The sequence below is a fragment of the Desulfovibrio intestinivivus genome, assembly GCF_053570665.1.
The window spans coordinates 1,716,975-1,733,678 of sequence record NZ_JBRBQT010000001.1 but is presented as its reverse complement, the minus strand read 5'-3'; the positions used below and the strand labels follow the sequence as shown (position 1 = coordinate 1,733,678).

The 16,704-nt window shown below is 57.1% G+C and carries 16 protein-coding genes; 3 read left to right on the top strand and 13 right to left on the bottom strand.

Translation table 11 applies throughout. The features are described 5' to 3' along the window. Positions 1-18: 18 nt before the first annotated feature. The 9 genes from ACUZ9P_RS07480 to sqr form a co-directional block, all read right to left on the bottom strand. The gene (locus ACUZ9P_RS07480; protein ID WP_449249242.1) at positions 19-894 is read right to left on the bottom strand and encodes a HesA/MoeB/ThiF family protein; all 876 of its coding nucleotides are present in this window, start codon (positions 892-894) and stop codon (positions 19-21) included. 11 nt (positions 895-905) lie between these two features. Beyond that, a complete protein-coding gene (locus ACUZ9P_RS07475) occupies positions 906-1,145 on the bottom strand; it encodes a MoaD/ThiS family protein (protein ID WP_449249241.1) in 240 nt (79 codons plus the stop codon). Between the two features lie 152 nt (positions 1,146-1,297). Next, positions 1,298-3,046, bottom strand: a complete 1,749-nt coding sequence (locus ACUZ9P_RS07470; RefSeq protein WP_449249240.1) for an aldehyde ferredoxin oxidoreductase C-terminal domain-containing protein — start codon at positions 3,044-3,046, stop codon at positions 1,298-1,300. A gap of 206 nt (positions 3,047-3,252) precedes the next feature. Next, entirely contained in the window at positions 3,253-3,906 is a 654-nt protein-coding gene (locus ACUZ9P_RS07465) for an ABC transporter ATP-binding protein (protein WP_449249239.1), read from the bottom strand. Further along, a complete protein-coding gene (locus ACUZ9P_RS07460; RefSeq protein ID WP_298995697.1) occupies positions 3,903-4,598 on the bottom strand; it encodes an ABC transporter permease in 696 nt (231 codons plus the stop codon). The genes ACUZ9P_RS07465 and ACUZ9P_RS07460 overlap by 4 nt, the downstream gene beginning before the upstream one ends. A 101-nt stretch (positions 4,599-4,699) precedes the next feature. Then, positions 4,700-5,527 carry a substrate-binding domain-containing protein gene (locus tag ACUZ9P_RS07455; protein ID WP_449249238.1) on the bottom strand — a complete coding sequence of 276 codons (828 nt, stop codon included), beginning with the start codon at positions 5,525-5,527 and terminating at the stop codon, positions 4,700-4,702. Positions 5,528-5,691: 164 nt separating this feature from the next. After that, a complete protein-coding gene (locus ACUZ9P_RS07450) occupies positions 5,692-6,699 on the bottom strand; it encodes a TOBE domain-containing protein (protein WP_449249237.1) in 1,008 nt (335 codons plus the stop codon). 311 nt (positions 6,700-7,010) lie between these two features. Continuing rightward, positions 7,011-7,676 (bottom strand): DUF1641 domain-containing protein, encoded by a 666-nt coding sequence (locus ACUZ9P_RS07445; RefSeq protein ID WP_298995688.1) that lies wholly within the window; start codon positions 7,674-7,676, stop codon positions 7,011-7,013. Positions 7,677-7,690: 14 nt separating this feature from the next. Then, positions 7,691-8,932: a type III sulfide quinone reductase, selenoprotein subtype gene (gene sqr / locus ACUZ9P_RS07440; protein ID WP_027180675.1), complete on the bottom strand. Its 1,242-nt coding sequence runs from the start codon at positions 8,930-8,932 to the stop codon at positions 7,691-7,693. Positions 8,933-9,197: 265 nt separating this feature from the next. Between sqr and ACUZ9P_RS07435 the strand changes: the two genes are divergently transcribed. Then, positions 9,198-9,758 carry an energy transducer TonB gene (locus ACUZ9P_RS07435; protein WP_449249236.1) on the top strand — a complete coding sequence of 187 codons (561 nt, stop codon included), beginning with the start codon at positions 9,198-9,200 and terminating at the stop codon, positions 9,756-9,758. A 106-nt stretch (positions 9,759-9,864) separates the two neighbouring features. Here ACUZ9P_RS07435 and arsB read toward each other — a convergent pair whose 3' ends face one another. From arsB to ACUZ9P_RS07415, 4 genes are read right to left on the bottom strand one after another with little or no spacing between them, the layout of a single operon-like run. Beyond that, a complete protein-coding gene (gene arsB / locus ACUZ9P_RS07430; protein ID WP_449249235.1) occupies positions 9,865-10,923 on the bottom strand; it encodes an ACR3 family arsenite efflux transporter in 1,059 nt (352 codons plus the stop codon). 12 nt (positions 10,924-10,935) lie between these two features. Continuing rightward, complete coding sequence (locus ACUZ9P_RS07425) at positions 10,936-11,409, bottom strand: arsenate reductase ArsC (protein ID WP_449249234.1); 474 nt, start codon at positions 11,407-11,409, stop codon at positions 10,936-10,938. Positions 11,410-11,417: 8 nt separating this feature from the next. Continuing rightward, positions 11,418-12,254, bottom strand: a complete 837-nt coding sequence (gene arsM / locus ACUZ9P_RS07420) for an arsenite methyltransferase (protein ID WP_449249233.1) — start codon at positions 12,252-12,254, stop codon at positions 11,418-11,420. After that, entirely contained in the window at positions 12,247-12,636 is a 390-nt protein-coding gene (locus ACUZ9P_RS07415) for an ArsR/SmtB family transcription factor (RefSeq protein ID WP_449249232.1), read from the bottom strand. The genes arsM and ACUZ9P_RS07415 overlap by 8 nt, the downstream gene beginning before the upstream one ends. A 167-nt stretch (positions 12,637-12,803) precedes the next feature. On the opposite strand from ACUZ9P_RS07415, the gene kdpA reads away from it, so the two are divergent. Next, positions 12,804-14,597 (top strand): potassium-transporting ATPase subunit KdpA, encoded by a 1,794-nt coding sequence (kdpA, locus tag ACUZ9P_RS07410; RefSeq protein WP_449249231.1) that lies wholly within the window; start codon positions 12,804-12,806, stop codon positions 14,595-14,597. 28 nt (positions 14,598-14,625) lie between these two features. Beyond that, the gene (gene kdpB, locus ACUZ9P_RS07405; protein ID WP_449249230.1) at positions 14,626-16,704 is read left to right on the top strand and encodes a potassium-transporting ATPase subunit KdpB; all 2,079 of its coding nucleotides are present in this window, start codon (positions 14,626-14,628) and stop codon (positions 16,702-16,704) included.

The window sequence follows — 16,704 nt, the reverse complement described above, 5'->3', positions numbered from 1 at the left end:
AGAAAATGGAATGAACGGCTAGGTCTTGCCCGCCCAGTCAAAACGCTCCATTTCCGGCACGGAGAGGTCAAGGTGGAACAGCGCGCTGCTGGCGGTGCGGCTCAAAATGGCCCGCAGAGCCAGCTTTGCCATGAGGCAGGCAACCGAAGCCGGGGCCAGCGCCCCAACGCCTTCGCGCCTTGCATGCTCAAGCTCGCTGTTGCTCTGCCCCTGCGGGTAAAGCTCCTCAAGACGCGCCTGCGGGCCTGAGTTGGCGTAGCAAAAGCCTTCTTCGCGCAGTACGGAACCGTGAACAAAGGGCACGCCAGCAGCAAGGGCTGCCCGCTCCAGAGCTGTTTTGGCGCTGATGTTGTCCAGACAGTCCAGAGCCACGTCCATACCAGCCACAAGATCGGGCAGATTGTCCGCATCTGCTACTAATCCAAGAGCTTCTGTTTCCACGTGGCTGGCAATATCCGCCAGGGCATTGCGCACTACGCAGACCTTGCGCTGCCCCAGCATACGCTCGGAGCAGAATCGTTGGCGGTTGAGATTGCTCTCGTCAAACACATCGTTATCCACCAGCCGGATCCTGCCCACGCCGGAGCGGGCCAGCAGCTCGGCCACATGTCCCCCCAGACCGCCGCAGCCCAGCACTAGGGCACGGCTTTGCAGCAGCCGCGTCATTTCCTCCGCTGTGACCAGCCCGAAATTCCGGCGAAAGCGCTCCGGCCAGATGTTCTGCCCCAACAGATAAATCATGGCAGCACGTAACGTCAGAGCCTGGGACGCAGCCCAAAGGCGCAAGCCCTCAAGGCTCACGAACAGTGTTTCCTGCGCGTCGCCAGCAGATTTTGTGGGGTATCTTGCCCGGATATAGGGGCGGAAGAACTGATGCAGATCAGATATTGTCATGGTCAACGGGCCTAGCCTCCTCCGACAGCCGGAAAATAGGCAATACGGTCTCCGTCGCGCATGGGATCGCTCACCTTCTGCTGGCGTCCGTTGACCATGACAATTTTTATGTCTTGCGGCGGCAAACCCAGATGTTGCGCCAACTGGGCCACAGTGCTTCCTTCCGGCATTTCCACCTGCAGGCCTGTTTCCGGCACGTAGTCCGGCACGTAGTCACGCAGGGTGGTGCTCAGCTTAACGGTCAGTTTCATGGACGCTCCTTGACCTCATGAGATCTTGTCCAGTTATGCCCGCCCTGTCCGAAAACAGTCAAGCCAGCCGGGGCGCGCTATGGCACCGCCGTAAAACAAAATTTCGGGTCTCCGCTCCGAGCCAGCCGGAGCGGAGACCAATAAGGGCGACCCTACTTCTTTTCCTCAATCCAGTTGAAGACCGTCTTGAGTTCTTCGTGGGTGATGTCGAAAGTGGTGTTGTGCGGGGGCAGCTTTTCGTCAGTGAAGAAATCGGGCAGCACGTCCGCAGCCTGGGTGATACCCGCGCGGCGGTTGAAGTCGATTTCTGTGGAAAGAATGCGCTGGCCCAACGTCACAACGTCATCGCCGGTGAGCTTCCAGCCAAACTTGGCATTGAGCATGTCCACAATGGCGGGCAAGGCATCCGGCACGTCAAGGATGGCAAATGCCGTGAACAGGCACAGGCCCACGGAATCCACAGAGGCGGTAGCCACCTGGAGATTGCGTGAAAGCTCGATCTGACCGTCCTTCTTAAGGGGGTCAACCGTACCGCCGCAGTTAAGGATGTTGGCCGTCACCGCGTAACCGGCGGTGTGGTCCGCGCCCATGGGCGAGGTGGCGTAGGTGACGCCCTGGCCCTTGACCGCACGGGGATCATATGCGGGCAGGCTCTGGCCCTTGACCGCAGGCACGCGCCGCACGCCAAACACCCGGCCCGTGGTGGCCGCGCCGCAACCAACAATACGACCAAGCGGAGAGCCCTCGCTGATGCCGTTCATGACATCAAGCACAGCCTTGGTATCTCCGTAGGGGATACCTCCGCCAGCCATGGCAACGCCCACGGCAACGCCCACGTCGATGGTGTCAACGCCGATATCATCGCACATGTAGTCGTACTTGGAGATGGCATCAAGGTCGCCAATGCCGGAGTGGGGGCCGAAACACCAGAGGGTTTCGTATTCGGGCCACTTGCTCTGGAACTTGCCCTTTTTGTCGGGCAAAATGCCGCTGCAACGGATCATGCAGCCGCTCATGCAGCCGTGGGCAACTATGCCCTCGCCGCCGCGTTCCTTGGTGAGCTGGTTCAAAAGTTCGCCCGAAACAGCCTCATGCTTGTCAAACTGCCCAACAGTAAAGTTGGCGGTGGGCAGGCCGCCCGCCTCGTGCAGGATGTTGACGAGCACGGCGGTGCCGTATTCGGCAAGCCCCTTGCTGGTGATGGGGTGTTCGGAAAGCGCCGTGGCGAAGCGCTTGGAAGCCTCACGAAAAGCCTTTTCGTCTGCCAGAGGCTGGCTCTTGCCGCCTTCGGGATTCACAATGATGGCCTTGAGGCCCTTGGAACCCATTACCGCTCCAACGCCGCCGCGCCCGGCATGGCGCATGGGGCGCAGTTCTCGGTCGGTGCAGGCAATGGAAGCCGCAGTGAGCTTGAATTCGCCCGCACGGCCAATGGTGATGTAGCTGCAATCCTTGCCGTACTTTTCCACCAGCTTGGCCACGGCATCAAAGTTGTTCATTCCGGCCACTTCGGCGGGAATCAGCTTGGCGTGGTCCTTGCTCACTTCAAGCTGCCACCACTCGCCTTCCTTGGCCATGTCTTCCACAATAACAGCCAGAATGCCCAAACGGGCCAAGTGACCGCCGGGCTGACCGCCCGCGTTGGATTCCTTGATGCCTTCGGTCAGCGGGCTTTTGCAGCCCACGGAAATACGGTTGGCGTTGGGGCTATTGGTGGCGCCCAGCAGGCCGGGAGCAAAAACAAGCTTGTTGTGGGGGCCAATGGGCGTACAGGTGGGCGGCACCTCACGCGCAACGATGGTAGAAGTCAACGCACGGCCGCCAAGGCCAGCGTATTCTTGAGGGATTTCTTCAAAAACACAGGTCTTGGTTGCCATATTGACGCGCAAAAAACGGAACATGGAGCCTCCTTAAACAAGGCGCATCTACGCCTGTTTGTGTTTATCCTTCGATACCATTGCGAGAAAAAAAAGTGCAAGCGGGCAAAAAAAACGTCTCGCTTTTCTCCCGCAAGAGGAAAAGTTGGGGAGGAAAGGGGAGTTTTTGTGCAATACGGAGGAATAAGGGGAAATGCTGTAAGCGGGAACCGGGATAATGCAGGCAGGATCTATGATGACGAAACGCGGGCGTCCATGTCCCACGCTGCGCCAAGTTTGATTTCCCTTGCATCAAGGGCGCGCAAAAGAGCCGGATCATGTGTGGCGCAGACAACAGTCATGCCTTCTGCCGTGCTGTTCCTTACTGCCAGGGCAATAGCCCGTGCGCTTGCGGCATCCACATTGGCTGTTGGTTCATCGAGCAGCAGCACTCTGGGCCGCAGGGCCAGGCGCGATGCCAGGGCAACCCGCTGGCGTTCTCCGCCAGAGAGTTCGCGCGGGCCGCGATCCGCAAAATTCCAGGGATCGCCAAAACCTGCGGCCTGCATGCAGCGTTCAAAAGTCTGCCGCAGGTCAGCCGTCTGGTTGCGGAACTTCAGCCCAAGCACCACATTGTTGAAAACGCTCATGTGCAACAGGTAGGGATCCTGCAAAAGCAGGGTTGCCTCCTTGCGCCCTTCCGCACCACCGGCATAGCGCAGCTCGCCAGCAGCCGGGTGCTCCAGAAAGGCCAGCAGCCGCAACAGGGTCGATTTGCCGCAGCCATTGGGGCCGGTGAGGAATACGGCCTCACCCTCTTCAATAGAAAGATACTGCACACTGAGCGCCTCTCGCCCATTGTAGCGCTGCACAAGGTTGCGGGCTTCATACAAATTGGCGCTCATGCCCGCCCTCTGCGCCTGAAAAATGCAAGCGCCAGATTGACCACAAAGGCCATGAGCAGCAGCACAAGGCCAAGGGCAATACCCTGGGCAAAATCGCCCTTGCTGGTTTCAAGGGCAATGGCCGTTGTCATGGTGCGGGTGGCATAACGGATGTTGCCCCCAAGCATCATGGCCACGCCCACTTCTGTAATGACGCGACCAAAGGCCGTAACGCACACCATGCCCACGGCGTAACGGCACTCCCACAGCGCGTACATGGCAAGCTGCCTGCCGTTGGCACCCAGCGTAAGCAGGGTTTCGCGGCAGCGGGGATCAAGGTCTTCAAGCGCCTGTGCTGTCCACGAAATCACTATGGGCAGGGCCAGTACCGCCTGCCCGATGGCCATACCCGGAAGCGTAAACAGCAGACCGTATTCGCCAAGGGGGCCGCGCGCGGTGATAAAGGCGTAGACCAGCAGGCCGATCAGCACTGTGGGAAAGGCCAGCAAGGTATCTGAAATCAGCCGCAGCGCCCTTTTGCCGGGAAAGGAGCAATGCCCAAGCAGAAAACCCAGCGGCACCCCCAGCAGCAAGGCTGCCGCCATGGCGTAGCAGGTAGACGCAATGGTTGCGTAAATGGCCGAAAGCGTGGCCGCATCCATATGCGTGAGCAGATACAAGGCACTGCTGAAGCCGTTGATGAGATAATCCATTGCTGCCGCTCGTTGCTGGTCAAAACAGCATTCGCCCGAAGCCGGGGCACACCACTGGCCTCGGGCGAATGCGTGTTACATGCCTGCGCTACCGGGGTGCGCTACTTGTTGGCATTGGGGAAGAAAAGCTGTTTCCCCTTGAGCATGTACCCGGCGATCTTCTGCTGGGTGGCCGGGGCAACCCACCAGTCTTCAAACTTCTTGGCCAGATCGGTCTTGACCTTGGGGCACTGGGCGGGATTGACCGTGATGACGCTGTACTGGTTGAACAGGGCCTTGTCGCCTTCAACCACGATAGCCAGCGGATTTTTATCGCCCATCTTGTCGGCAAAGGTGATCCAGGTTCCACGGTCTGTGAGGGCGTAGGCCTGCTTTTCTGCAGCCATGTTCAGGGTAGAGATCATGCCCTGCCCCGCAGAAAAATATTTGGGATCCTTGTCAGGCACAATATTGCTCTGCTGCCACAACTTCTGCTCCGCCTTGTGCGTGCCGGACTGGTCGCCACGGCTCACAAAGCCCGACTTGGTATCCAGAATACGCTTCAGCGCCTCGGCAGTGGTCTGCCCTTTCACGCCAGCGGGGTCAGCCACGGGGCCAACGATCACAAAGTCATTGTACATGACCTGACGGCGGTCCACGCCATGCCCGGCCTTGACGAATTCAAGCTCAGCCGAAGGCGCATGCACCAGCAGCACGTCGGCATCGCAATTTTTGGCGATTTCAAGGGCTTTGCCGGTGCCCACGGCAACCCACTTAAGCTCAATGCCGGTTTCCTGCTTGAAGACAGGCTCCAGATATTCGAGCAGGCCGGAATCCTGCGTGCTGGTGGTGGTTGCCATCATGAGAGTATCGGCGGCCAGAACTGGCGCGGCGCAGGCCATGTAGCCCGCAGCGCAAGCCAGGAGCAGAAAACGGGGTAAACGGAACATGGATCAGACTCCTTTTGAAGAGGTAATCTTAATAGACCAACTCTGTTCAGCGCGACTTTAATCACGCTATCATGAAAAAGCGGGACATAAAAGATTGCAAAAGAAGGCCAAAACAGGGAGGCAACAAACCAGCTTCATACGGGCCGCAGCAATATCTGAAAAAACTACTCGGCCACCAGCCGAACGGCGCTGGAGGCAAAATGGGCATACACCTTTTTGCCGTCACGCAGATGCATGTTGTCCAGCGTGCAGGTGTCTACCGTGGCCCGCAGGGTTGTGCCGTCTGGCAAGCCAACGCAGACAAAGGTTTCCACCATGTCAGAGTGCAGACTGTCCACCACGCCCTTGACGCAGTTGGCAAGACTCATGGACGATTTTTCAGGGCTTAAAACTATGCGCTCTGGGTCTACCCGCACGCTCAGCACCTGATTTTCGTGCACTTCATGCAGGGCGGCTTCTTCCGGTGTGCAGGCCGCCGCGAGCCTGAAATCAGAAAAAGTGGTTATCTCCACATACACCTTGCGCATGCCGGTAAATATGCGGGTAACAATGCCCCAAAAAAGATTGGTTCCGTCATCGGCCTCGCCGCCGTGGCAGGCGCTTGCCGAGGTGTCTTTTCCTTGAGCCTGCGTGGTCAGCAGTTTGCGCACCTCGCCGTCAGAAAAGTTCAGAAAGGCCAGCAGTTGGTCAGCATCCTGCTGCCCAAGAAATTTGAGTACCAACGGCACGGGCACATGCAGTTCCAGCAATTCAAGCCCGCGCGAATAACGTATGGCGCGAGGCCCAACGCAGGCAGAAGGCAGGCCCATCAAGCTGCCCACTGCGTAAAATTTCTTGCGCAGAAAGCTCTGGTCAAACTGCAAAAAATCAGGCTCCGCCGCCTGCGGCAGACCAAGAATGCGCCGGATGTTGCGCATGGCGCTCACTGGCAGCAGAATTTCGCGCGCGTTGGAGCCAGAAACGCGCAGCATGCCAGTGACGGTGTCTATGGAGGAACGAAGCTCCAGCGCCAGCACTTCGCCCAGCCGCAAGCCGCCGTAGCGCATCAGCAAAAAAATCAGGTGCAGACGCGCACGCATGGTTTTTTGCGTGCGTGTTGCGGCCTCGGCCTCCCACTGTTCCCAGCACAGGGTCAGGCCTTCGAGTTGTTGGCGGGTCAGATGATTACGCATAATTTTTCTTGGGGCGACAATAGCAGGTTGCACAGCCGCTGTCAGCTATGCCTTTTTTACGCATCTATACTGCTCGCTGTGAATCCCATACCACTTTGCGCATAACTTGGCTTTCAAATGGCAGGTGACATCAAAACATGAAGCGGGGTCACTCAGGCGAAAAGTATTGTTGAAGTAAATTATTTTAATTTTGTTTGAGGTGACACGCCAAGAACAGTTCACGCAAACGTCCGCCGGAGTTGCACAACTTCGGCGGACGTTTGCATTTATAAACGAACAGTTCCGGGGAACGCGTTCAGATAACCTCTCGGTTATTTGGACGCGTTCTGGCCCGTGAACTTTCCTGCTACTTTTATCAGTTCGGCAAGCAGTCCCAGAGTCTGTTTGCCTTCCGCGCTGCCAAGCGCCCCAATAAGGCCAAAGACGCCCGTGGGCTTCACGTTGGCCGTGTCGATCTCGCCCAGCATGCCGATCAGGTTCGTGATCTTGGCTTGCAGGTCGGGGTCGGCAAGGCGCTGCAACTGGCTGATCAAAAAGGCCAGGCCTTCGCCTGTTTTGGCAATGTCTTCCGGGCTCATGGAGCCAAGCAGGTTGCCGCCGGCGTTTTTGAATGCAGACATCTTTTCAAACACGCCATCCTTTTCCCACTCGCCCATCTTTTCGATAATGTGCGGAAAAGTCGGCGCAAACGCAGGGTGCAGAATCTTCCACAGGTCGGTGGCGTTCTCGAGCTGGTCGAGCAGCCACGTAAGCCTGGGAACAGTCAGCAAACCCTTTCGGCCCAGATCCAGAATGTCGTCAAGCGTAACCCTGCCGTTGAGGGTTTCCATCTCTTCAACAATAAGGCGAAAGGCATGGTTACCAATGGGCGTCAGCTCGCTCAGCAGCATGCTGCTGCTTTCCTTGCTCGCTTGAAGGTCGCTGAGCCTTCCTTCAATGGCTTCCAGCCGCTCAAGAATTTTATCTTCAGGTGTCATATGATCCCTCCGGTCTACTTGCTTCTCAGCAAGGAGGTATCTTTCCCTGCAAGATACATATTGGGTTCAAACGGGAGCTCATGACCTTTCAGCATGAGGTTGTAATACACCCACTTGAACATGAGCTTACCCCAATAGTTGATGTGGCTTTCGCCCAGCAGCTCAAAGGGGCCAACGCCAGGCAGCGGGAACATGCCCGGCAGGGGTTCCACAGCGTAGCTGAAGTCGATCAGCGAGGCTTTTTCAAAGCCTGTGACGATAAAGCAGTTGGTATGGCCGTCAAACCTGTAATAGTTGTCGGTGCCTTCAATGTCGGCCATCAGGTTCTGGGCGATCACGTCCGCTTCAAAGTGGGCCACAGACCCGGCTTTTGACGCGGGGACGTTTGTTGCGTCGCCGATGATATACATGTTCTCGAACTTCTTGGACTTCAGCAGTTCCTTGTCCGTATCAATAAAGCCGGTCACGTCGGAGACTTCAGATTCAATAAGGAATTCCTGCCCAAGGTTCGGGGGAATGCTCACCAGCAGGTCGTAGGGGATTTCATCGCCCGTGACGGAAGCGATCACGGCGCGGTCGGCTTCCACGCTGTCCACAGTCCAGTTTGTGGTGACCTTGATGCCCTTCTGTTCGCACAGCGCGCCAAGGATGTTGTTGGCCACAGGCTTGGTAAAAGCACCCGTAAGCGGCGTGACAAGCTCAATTTCCACATCTTTGCGCACGCCCATTTTTTGCAGATACCAGTCGGCCATGTACACAAATTCCAGAGGCGCAACCGGGCACTTGATGGGGGTTTCGCAAATATGGAGAACAAGACGACCCTTCTTGAAGTGCTTCAGCTTGTTGCCAAGCGCCGCAGCGCCGTCATGGGTGTAGAAGTTGTGGATTTTGCCGCCCCAGTCGTCCAGAAGACCGGGCACTTCATCAGGAGCGATCCTCGCGCCAGAGGCAACAACAATCCAGTCATAGGTGTGCGTGCTGTTTTTGCATTCGACCTTGCGCTGAATAGGATCAACAGCGGTGATCGTATCAATCACGAAGTTAACTCCGCGGCTGATAAAATCCTTTTTGGGACGAACGCAACCCTGCGGCGTATCAACCCCGAACGGAATCAGGAGCCAACCGGGCTGATAGTGATGGACGGGATCCCGGTCAATCAGCGTTATTTCCCATTCTCTTTCACTCAAGAGCTTTCTCATTTTCGTGGCGATCATGGTTCCGCCAGCGCCAGCACCAAGAATAAGCAATTTTTTCATGCAATTAACCCCAAAATAAAATATATAGCAGTGCGCCATAAAAAGGTTTCCCTACTACGACCAGCCACAATCATTGCGCGCCGATATCATAGTAAGATGGTATTATTTGCGTACTACCACAGCTAATTTTTAACTGCACTAATTATGTCAATAAAAATGGACATATATCATTTAATACCTACTAACTAAGTATTTTATTGCGCATAACGCGTAGATGCCTGCGATGTGCGACAGCGTCTATTTTTCTGTAAAGTTAAGGGGATGCATGAAACGCCCAACAAGCTTGGGCTATTGCGGGGGCTATCGAAAAATGAGCGAGAGGCATAGGCTGATAAAGAGGGATGTGTGTTCCTTGGCAAATAATTTCTTTGTAACCCTGGTTTATGGAAAAATTCAAATGCGTGCGCATAATAAAAAGCTCTTATTCCTTATTGCCTTAACTCTACTGCTTATATGTTCCTGCACAAAAAATTCAAATCAACATCTTGAATATACGCCAATAGAGGAATATTCTATTGCAATAACTAGAAAAATGTCGCCAATGGAAAATTATATACACAGTTTTATGGAGACTGTGCGCCAGTATTGGGCATTTTCATCACCAAAGGATGAAACCATGGCTTGCACAATAGATGTGAATGTCTCGCCAGACGGAGAAATTGTAGCATACAAGCTTATAAAAAGCTCTGGAAACAAGTATTTTGACAACTCCGCCCAGAACGCCATAGTGCGAACCCAGAGGAGCGGAGTGCGGCTCCCGCCTCCTGAACCTCTCCCCAAGGGTCTGACCATTATTTTCAACCTGCCTGAACGCATCAAGCGATGATTAGCAATACGCATTGAACGAAGTAGGCCGCCTTTTAGGCGGCCTACTTTATTTACAGGCTTGGCTTCGACCCGCCAGATCAGTAGAAATTCCCGGGCAAGGCCGGTCAGACTGTTTCCCGTCCGACAAAATACCTGCGGCGAATATACAGTGCCACATTCACAAGGGCGATCAGCACCGGAACTTCCACCAATGGGCCGATAACCGCCACAAAGGCCTCGCCGGAATTGAGACCGAACACGGCAATGGCTACGGCAATGGCAAGCTCAAAGTTGTTGGACGCAGCGGTAAACGACAACGTTGCCGACTGCTCGTAGTTCGCCCCTGCCCGCCACGAAAGGTAGAACGACAGCAAAAACATAATGAGAAAGTAAACCAGCAGGGGGATGGCAACCTTCACCACATCCATGGGCAGCTGCACAATGTACTCGCCCTTGAGGGAGAACATCACAACAATGGTGAACAGCAACGCCCGCAACGTCCATGGGCTGATACGCGGAATAAAAACATTCTCGTACCAGTCCTCCCCCTTGACCTTGAGTCCGTAGAAGCGGGACACAATGCCCCCAATAAAGGGGATGCCAAGGTAAATGAACACGCTTTCGGCAATCTGCCCCATACTCACATCCACAACCGCCCCCGAAAGGCCGAGCCAACCGGGCAGCACCGTGATGAACACATAGGCGTAAACAGAGAAAAACAGCACCTGAAATATGGCGTTAAAGGCCACAAGCCCCGCGCAATATTCCCTGTCGCCTCCGGCAAGGTCGTTCCACACAATGACCATGGCAATGCACCGCGCAAGGCCGATCAGTATGAGCCCCACCATGTAGCTGTTGTTGCCGGAAAGAAAGGCTATCGCCAGCAGAAACATAAGAACTGGGCCGATCACCCAGTTTTGCACCAGCGAAAGCAGCAAGACCTTTTTATTGCGAAACACATGGCCAAGCTGCTCGTATTTCACTTTCGCCAGCGGCGGATACATCATCAGGATAAGGCCGATGGCAATGGGAATGTTGGTGGTGCCAACCTGAAAAAAGTTGATGACGTTCTTTACACCCGGCGCAGCCCAGCCAAGCCCCACGCCCGCGAACATGGCGAGAAAAATCCACAGGGTCAGGAATCTGTCGAGGAATGAAAGCCGCTGCAATGTTGACTGACTCATAATTTGCGCCCCTTAGTGCGCGGCAATGCCGTCAAGAATGTTTTTCAGAGCGTTGGCGTCCATGCCCGGCTGTGCGGCAAGCGCATGCACCAGAGCCGTGATACGCCTGCGCAGCACCGACAGCGTTTCGTCAAAGGCGGCCCTGATGGTGGCTTCATCGCCCTGCACCTTGGCTGGATCGGGCATGCCCCAGTGGCTGCGTATTACTGAGCCGAAGTACACGGGGCAGGCTTCACCCGCCGCATCGGCGCACAGGGTTATGACCGCCGAGGGTTTTTCCGGCAGATCATCCCATGACTTGCTGGCAAGGCCTTGGGCAGAAATTCCGGCCTCGGCCAGCGCCTCAAGAGCGCGGGGATGCACATGGCCCGCAGGCTTGCTGCCAGCGCTCTGGGCTGTTACCCCCGCTGGGGCCATGGAGCGGAAAAGCGCCTCGGCAATGATTGAGCGGCAGGAATTGCCCGTGCACAAAAAAAGGATGTTCATACCTACCTCTACTTTCTGGCTTCAATAGAAAGGCTGACGATATAATCTGCCATTTCCTCGCCCTTGGGCAGTGCCTCGGCAATCTGCCTGTACAGCGGGTCGTTCCAGTTCTGCATGTTCCGCACGTAGTCGGGCTTTGGCGTGAGTTCTATGGAAGAAAAGCCCGCTTCTTCAAGCATGCCTCTGGTTTCGCTCACCAACACGGCACCGGCCACGCACCCCACCAGCGCTGCCGCCATTTCCCGAACTGTATCCGGCAACATCTTCAGCAGCGCAAGATCTGAAACAGACACCTTGCCGCCGGGCTTCAATACGCGAAAAACTTCGCGCCACACCTGCGCCTTGTCTGGCGAAAGGTTGATGACGCAATTGGAAAGAACCACATCAACGCAAGCATCCGGCACGGGCAGATGTTCGATTTCGCCAAGGCGGAACTCCACATTGGCAAGCCCCGTGCGCTGCTGATAAAAATCAGTATTTTTGCGGGCCTTGGCGATCATTTCCGGCGTCATGTCCACACCGATGACACGTCCGCCCGCCTTTACCCTTTCACCAGCCTGAAACGCGTCAAAGCCGCCGCCGCTGCCAAGGTCAAGCACGGTCTGGCCTTCCCGCAAGGCTGCTATGGCCACAGGATTGCCGCACGAAAGCCCCATGTTTGCCCCTTCCGGCAGCCTGGCGAGGTCTTCAGCCGAATAGCCTATGGCCTGCGCCAGCCGTGCAGGGTCATGGGTATTGCACGAGCCGCAGCAGCAGGCGCTCTGGCCACTGGCAATAGCCGCGTATCCGGCGCGCACTGTTTCGCGCACCTGTTCCTTGTGTGCAGTTTTTTCAGCATCACTCATGGCCGCTCTCCGGGTCAGAGGTTTTGCCCCCGCAGCAGTCGGGCAGAAACACCGCATCCACACAACTCTCACGGCGATACGTCCTGCACTGCTCGGGATGGCCAGAGCAGCACTCGGCAGTCAGATAAGATATGGTTTCAAGCATCAGAGGAATATTTGCCCTGTAGCGCGTATTGCGCCCCTCCCGCTCCACGCTGGCAAGCCCGCTGTGAACAAGAGTTTTCAGATGAAAGGAAAGGTTGGTCTTGGGGATATCCGCCAGGCGGGAAAGCTCCCCCGCCACCAGCCCGTCAGGAGCATGCTTGACCAGCAAGCGAAAAATGCAAAGGCGCGCCTCGGACGTAAGGGCTTCAAACACTTGTGTGGCTTTTTTTGTTTCCATTGGACAATCATTCAACACCAATTGAACAATGTCAAGTGTGGCTGACGCGGAAACCACATCGGCCTTAATACAAATTTTATACTCCCGCCCCAAGTTTAACACCCATTTTATGCGCTTTTTCATACCGTGTTCCCGTGGGCAAGGTTTAAACCCCACAGGAGGACGTTATGGAAAACATGATCGAGCAATGCCTGCTGTACATCATACTGCTCGCCCTGCTGGCATGGCCGCTGGGCATTTACATGGGCAAGGTCATGGACGGAGAGCCGTTCTGGCTGCAAAAAATGCTGGGCCCCTGCGAGCGCGGCCTGTACCGCGTCATGGGCATCAACCCGGCAGAACAGATGGGCTGGAAGCGTTACCTCGGCTGCGTGCTTGCTTTCAGTGCCGTGAGCATTGCGGCACTTATGCTGCTGCTTATGGCGCAGGGCAGCCTGCCCCTGAATCCGCAGGGCATAGCGGGTACAAGCTGGGATCTGGCGTTGAACACGGCGGTGAGCTTTGTCACCAATACCAACTGGCAAGCCTATTCGGGCGAAAACGCCATGGGCTATCTGGCCCAGATGGCAGGGCTTACAGTGCAGAACTTTGTTTCCGCCGCTGTGGGCATTGCGGTGCTGTTCGCCTTTATCCGTGGCCTGCGCGCACGAAAACCAGAAACATCCGGCGTGCCAGATACTTCCGCCACGCCAGCCGTTTCAGGCCTTGGCAACTTCTGGGCGGACGCCACCCGCGCCACCTTGTACATTCTTGTGCCGCTCTCCCTTGCGCTTTCGCTGCTGCTCATCTGGCAGGGTGTGCCGCAGAATTTTTCCCCTTACAAAACTGTTGCCCTGCTTGAACCGCTTACAACCGAAAACGGGACCACCGTTACGGAGCAGATGGTTCCCATGGGGCCGCAGGCCTCACAGATTGCGCCCAAGCAGCTTGGCACCAACGGCGGCGGCTACAACGGCGTCAATTCCGCCCACCCACACGAGAACCCTACCCCCCTCGCAGATATGCTGGAAATGCTGGCCCTGCTGCTCATTCCCGCAGGGCTGTGCTTCACCTTTGGCAGGCAGATCAAGGACATGCGTCAGGGCGTAGCCATATTCATCGCCATGACCCTGCTGCTTGCCGCCGCCATCGGCTTCACCGCCTGGGCCGAACAGAGCGCCACTCCGCAACTGGCCCAGACCGGGCAGACAGACCTTGCCGCCAGCAGCGGCCTGCTGGCTCAGGCCGGAGGCAACATGGAAGGCAAGGAAGCGCGCTTTGGCATAACAGGCAGCGCCATCTGGGCCGCTGCCACCACTGCCGCTTCCAACGGCTCGGTCAACGCCATGCACGACAGCCTCACGCCGTTGGGGGGGATGGTTCCCATGGTGCTCATGCAGTTGGGCGAAGTGGTCTTTGGTGGTGTTGGCAGCGGCCTCTACGGCATGCTGGCATTTGTGCTGCTGACCGTTTTCATGGCTGGCCTGATGGTGGGCCGCACCCCAGAATATCTGGGCAAAAAAGTGGAACCCTTTGAAATGAAGATGGCCGTTGTGGTCTGCCTGACCACACCAGTCGTCATCCTGATCGGGGCTGGTCTGATGAGTCTTGTTCCGCAAGTTGTGGAAAGCCTGAACAACGCCCTGCCCCACGGCTTCAGCGAGCTGCTCTATGCCGCCACTTCTGCCGGGGCAAACAATGGCTCGGCTTTTGCCGGGCTGAACGCCAACACTCCATTTCTGAATGTACTGCTGAGCGCGCTTATGCTTGCCGGGCGCTTTGTGCCCGTGGCTGCCATACTTGCCGCCGCAGCAAGTATGGCGGGCAAAAAAACCGTGGCTGCAAGCTCCGGCACGCTCTCCACCAGCAACGGCATGTTTGTTTTTCTGCTCATATTTGTGGTGCTGCTGGTGGGCGCACTGAGCTTCTTCCCCGCTCTGGCTCTCGGCCCCGTGGCCGAACACCTGCAAATGACGCGCTAATTAGCGCTCAATAATAGAGGATACAGCCATGTCAGCCAAAACTGCACATGCCCCACGCAACAGCCGGATGCTCCGCCGGGCCCTTGGCGACTCGTTCATCAAGCTGGCCCCGCACATTCAGGCGCGCAATTTTGTTATGTTCACCGTATATCTTTCCGCCATCATGACCACTGGCCTTGCGCTGGCAGGGGCGTGGGGATTGATGCCCGCCGTTGCAAACCAAAGCGCATTTGCCTGTGCCATTGCCGCCATACTCTGGTTCACGGTGCTCTTTGCCAACTTTGCGGAAGCCATCGCCGAAGGCCGGGGCAAGGCCCAGGCCGACAGCTTGCGCAAATCGCGCAAGAGCGTTGACGCCCGTAAGCTGCCGGATCCTGCACAGCACGAGGCCTTTGTCATAACTTCGTCCACGGAGCTGAAACCCAGCGACTACGTGCTTGTGCTGGCAGGCGAGATGATCCCCGCCGACGGCGATGTGGTAGAAGGGGCCGCCTCTGTGGACGAAAGCGCCATCACAGGCGAATCCGCCCCTGTCATACGCGAGAGCGGCGGCGACCGCAGCGCCGTTACCGGCGGCACCACGGTGCTTTCCGACTGGCTGGTGTTGCGCGTTACCAGCGAGGTTGGCCGCAGCTTTCTGGACAAAATGATCGCCATGGTCGAAGGGGCCGCCCGCCAGAAAACCCCCAATGAGATCGCCCTGAACATCCTGCTGGTGGCGCTTACGGTCATTTTTCTGCTGGTCACGGGCACACTGTGGTGCTTTGCCCGCTTTGCGGCAGATCAGAACCATGCGGCAAACCCGGCGGATGTTACCTCGCTGGTGGCGCTCTTTGTCTGCCTGGCCCCCACCACCATCGGCGCGCTGCTTTCATCCATAGGTATTGCGGGCATGAGCCGCCTCAATCAGGCCAACGTGCTTGCCATGAGTGGACGCGCCATTGAAGCTGCTGGCGATGTTGACGTGCTCCTGCTCGACAAGACAGGCACCATAACCCTTGGCAACCGGCTGGCCGTCAGCTTTATACCTGTGGACGGACACACCGAACCGGAACTGGCGGAGGCCGCCCGCCTTGCCTCGCTTGCGGACGAAACCCCCGAGGGCCGCAGCATTGTACAACTGGCAAACAGCCTGTTCCCGCAGAACGGCACAACATCTCCTGAAAATGATACAGTCTTTGTTCCCTTTTCCGCGCATACCCGCATGAGCGGTGTTGACGCGCGGGGTTCCTCCATACGCAAAGGCGCGGCAGACGCCGTGCGCGCTTTTGCGGAGCAGCTTGGCGGGCGTTTGAGCACCCAGTGCGATGAAGTGGTGCAGGGCATTGCCCGCCAGGGCGGCACGCCGCTGGTGGTTGCCCGCGATGCCGCAGTGCTTGGCGTGATCCACCTCAAGGATGTCATCAAGGACGGCGTGCGTGAAAAATTCGGCGAGCTCCGCCGCATGGGCATCAAGACCGTCATGATCACGGGCGACAATCCGCTCACTGCCGCCGCCATTGCCGCCGAAGCCGGGGTGGATGACTTTCTGGCCGAGGCCACGCCGGAGACCAAGCTGAACCTGATCAGGGAATATCAGGCCAAGGGACATCTGGTCGCCATGACGGGCGACGGCACCAATGACGCCCCGGCTCTGGCGCAGGCGGACGTGGCGGTTGCCATGAACACGGGCACGCAGGCCGCCAAGGAAGCGGGCAACATGGTTGATCTGGATTCCTCGCCCACCAAACTGCTGGATATCGTGCGCATCGGCAAGCAGCTGCTCATGACGCGCGGCAGCCTCACCACCTTTTCCCTTGCCAACGACGCGGCAAAATACTTTGCCATCATTCCGGCCCTGTTCATGGGGCTGTACCCCGGCCTTGCCGCACTGAACATCATGGGTCTGCACAGCCCGCAAAGCGCCATACTGGCGGCCACCATATACAATGCCCTCATCATTGTGGCCCTCATTCCGCTGGCCCTGCGCGGCGTGCCCTACAGGGAGGAAAGCTCTGAGCTGCTGTTGCGCCGCAACCTCTTTATTTACGGCCTCGGCGGGCTTGCGGCTCCCTTTGCCGCCATCAAACTTATTGACCTCTGCCTGGTCGGCCTTGGGCTGGCCTGA

What these genes read in the sequence shown, in the direction of transcription:
- ACUZ9P_RS07480 (WP_449249242.1), bottom strand. Translation starts at nt 894, where the DNA reads ATGACAATATCTGATCTGCATCAGTTCTTCCGCCCCTATATCCGGGCA.
- ACUZ9P_RS07475 (WP_449249241.1), bottom strand. Translation starts at nt 1,145, where the DNA reads ATGAAACTGACCGTTAAGCTGAGCACCACCCTGCGTGACTACGTGCCG.
- ACUZ9P_RS07470 (WP_449249240.1), bottom strand. Translation starts at nt 3,046, where the DNA reads ATGTTCCGTTTTTTGCGCGTCAATATGGCAACCAAGACCTGTGTTTTT.
- ACUZ9P_RS07465 (WP_449249239.1), bottom strand. Translation starts at nt 3,906, where the DNA reads ATGAGCGCCAATTTGTATGAAGCCCGCAACCTTGTGCAGCGCTACAAT.
- ACUZ9P_RS07460 (WP_298995697.1), bottom strand. Translation starts at nt 4,598, where the DNA reads ATGGATTATCTCATCAACGGCTTCAGCAGTGCCTTGTATCTGCTCACG.
- ACUZ9P_RS07455 (WP_449249238.1), bottom strand. Translation starts at nt 5,527, where the DNA reads ATGTTCCGTTTACCCCGTTTTCTGCTCCTGGCTTGCGCTGCGGGCTAC.
- ACUZ9P_RS07450 (WP_449249237.1), bottom strand. Translation starts at nt 6,699, where the DNA reads ATGCGTAATCATCTGACCCGCCAACAACTCGAAGGCCTGACCCTGTGC.
- ACUZ9P_RS07445 (WP_298995688.1), bottom strand. Translation starts at nt 7,676, where the DNA reads ATGACACCTGAAGATAAAATTCTTGAGCGGCTGGAAGCCATTGAAGGA.
- sqr (WP_027180675.1), bottom strand. Translation starts at nt 8,932, where the DNA reads ATGAAAAAATTGCTTATTCTTGGTGCTGGCGCTGGCGGAACCATGATC.
- ACUZ9P_RS07435 (WP_449249236.1), top strand. Translation starts at nt 9,198, where the DNA reads ATGAAACGCCCAACAAGCTTGGGCTATTGCGGGGGCTATCGAAAAATG.
- arsB (WP_449249235.1), bottom strand. Translation starts at nt 10,923, where the DNA reads ATGAGTCAGTCAACATTGCAGCGGCTTTCATTCCTCGACAGATTCCTG.
- ACUZ9P_RS07425 (WP_449249234.1), bottom strand. Translation starts at nt 11,409, where the DNA reads ATGAACATCCTTTTTTTGTGCACGGGCAATTCCTGCCGCTCAATCATT.
- arsM (WP_449249233.1), bottom strand. Translation starts at nt 12,254, where the DNA reads ATGAGTGATGCTGAAAAAACTGCACACAAGGAACAGGTGCGCGAAACA.
- ACUZ9P_RS07415 (WP_449249232.1), bottom strand. Translation starts at nt 12,636, where the DNA reads ATGGAAACAAAAAAAGCCACACAAGTGTTTGAAGCCCTTACGTCCGAG.
- kdpA (WP_449249231.1), top strand. Translation starts at nt 12,804, where the DNA reads ATGGAAAACATGATCGAGCAATGCCTGCTGTACATCATACTGCTCGCC.
- kdpB (WP_449249230.1), top strand. Translation starts at nt 14,626, where the DNA reads ATGTCAGCCAAAACTGCACATGCCCCACGCAACAGCCGGATGCTCCGC.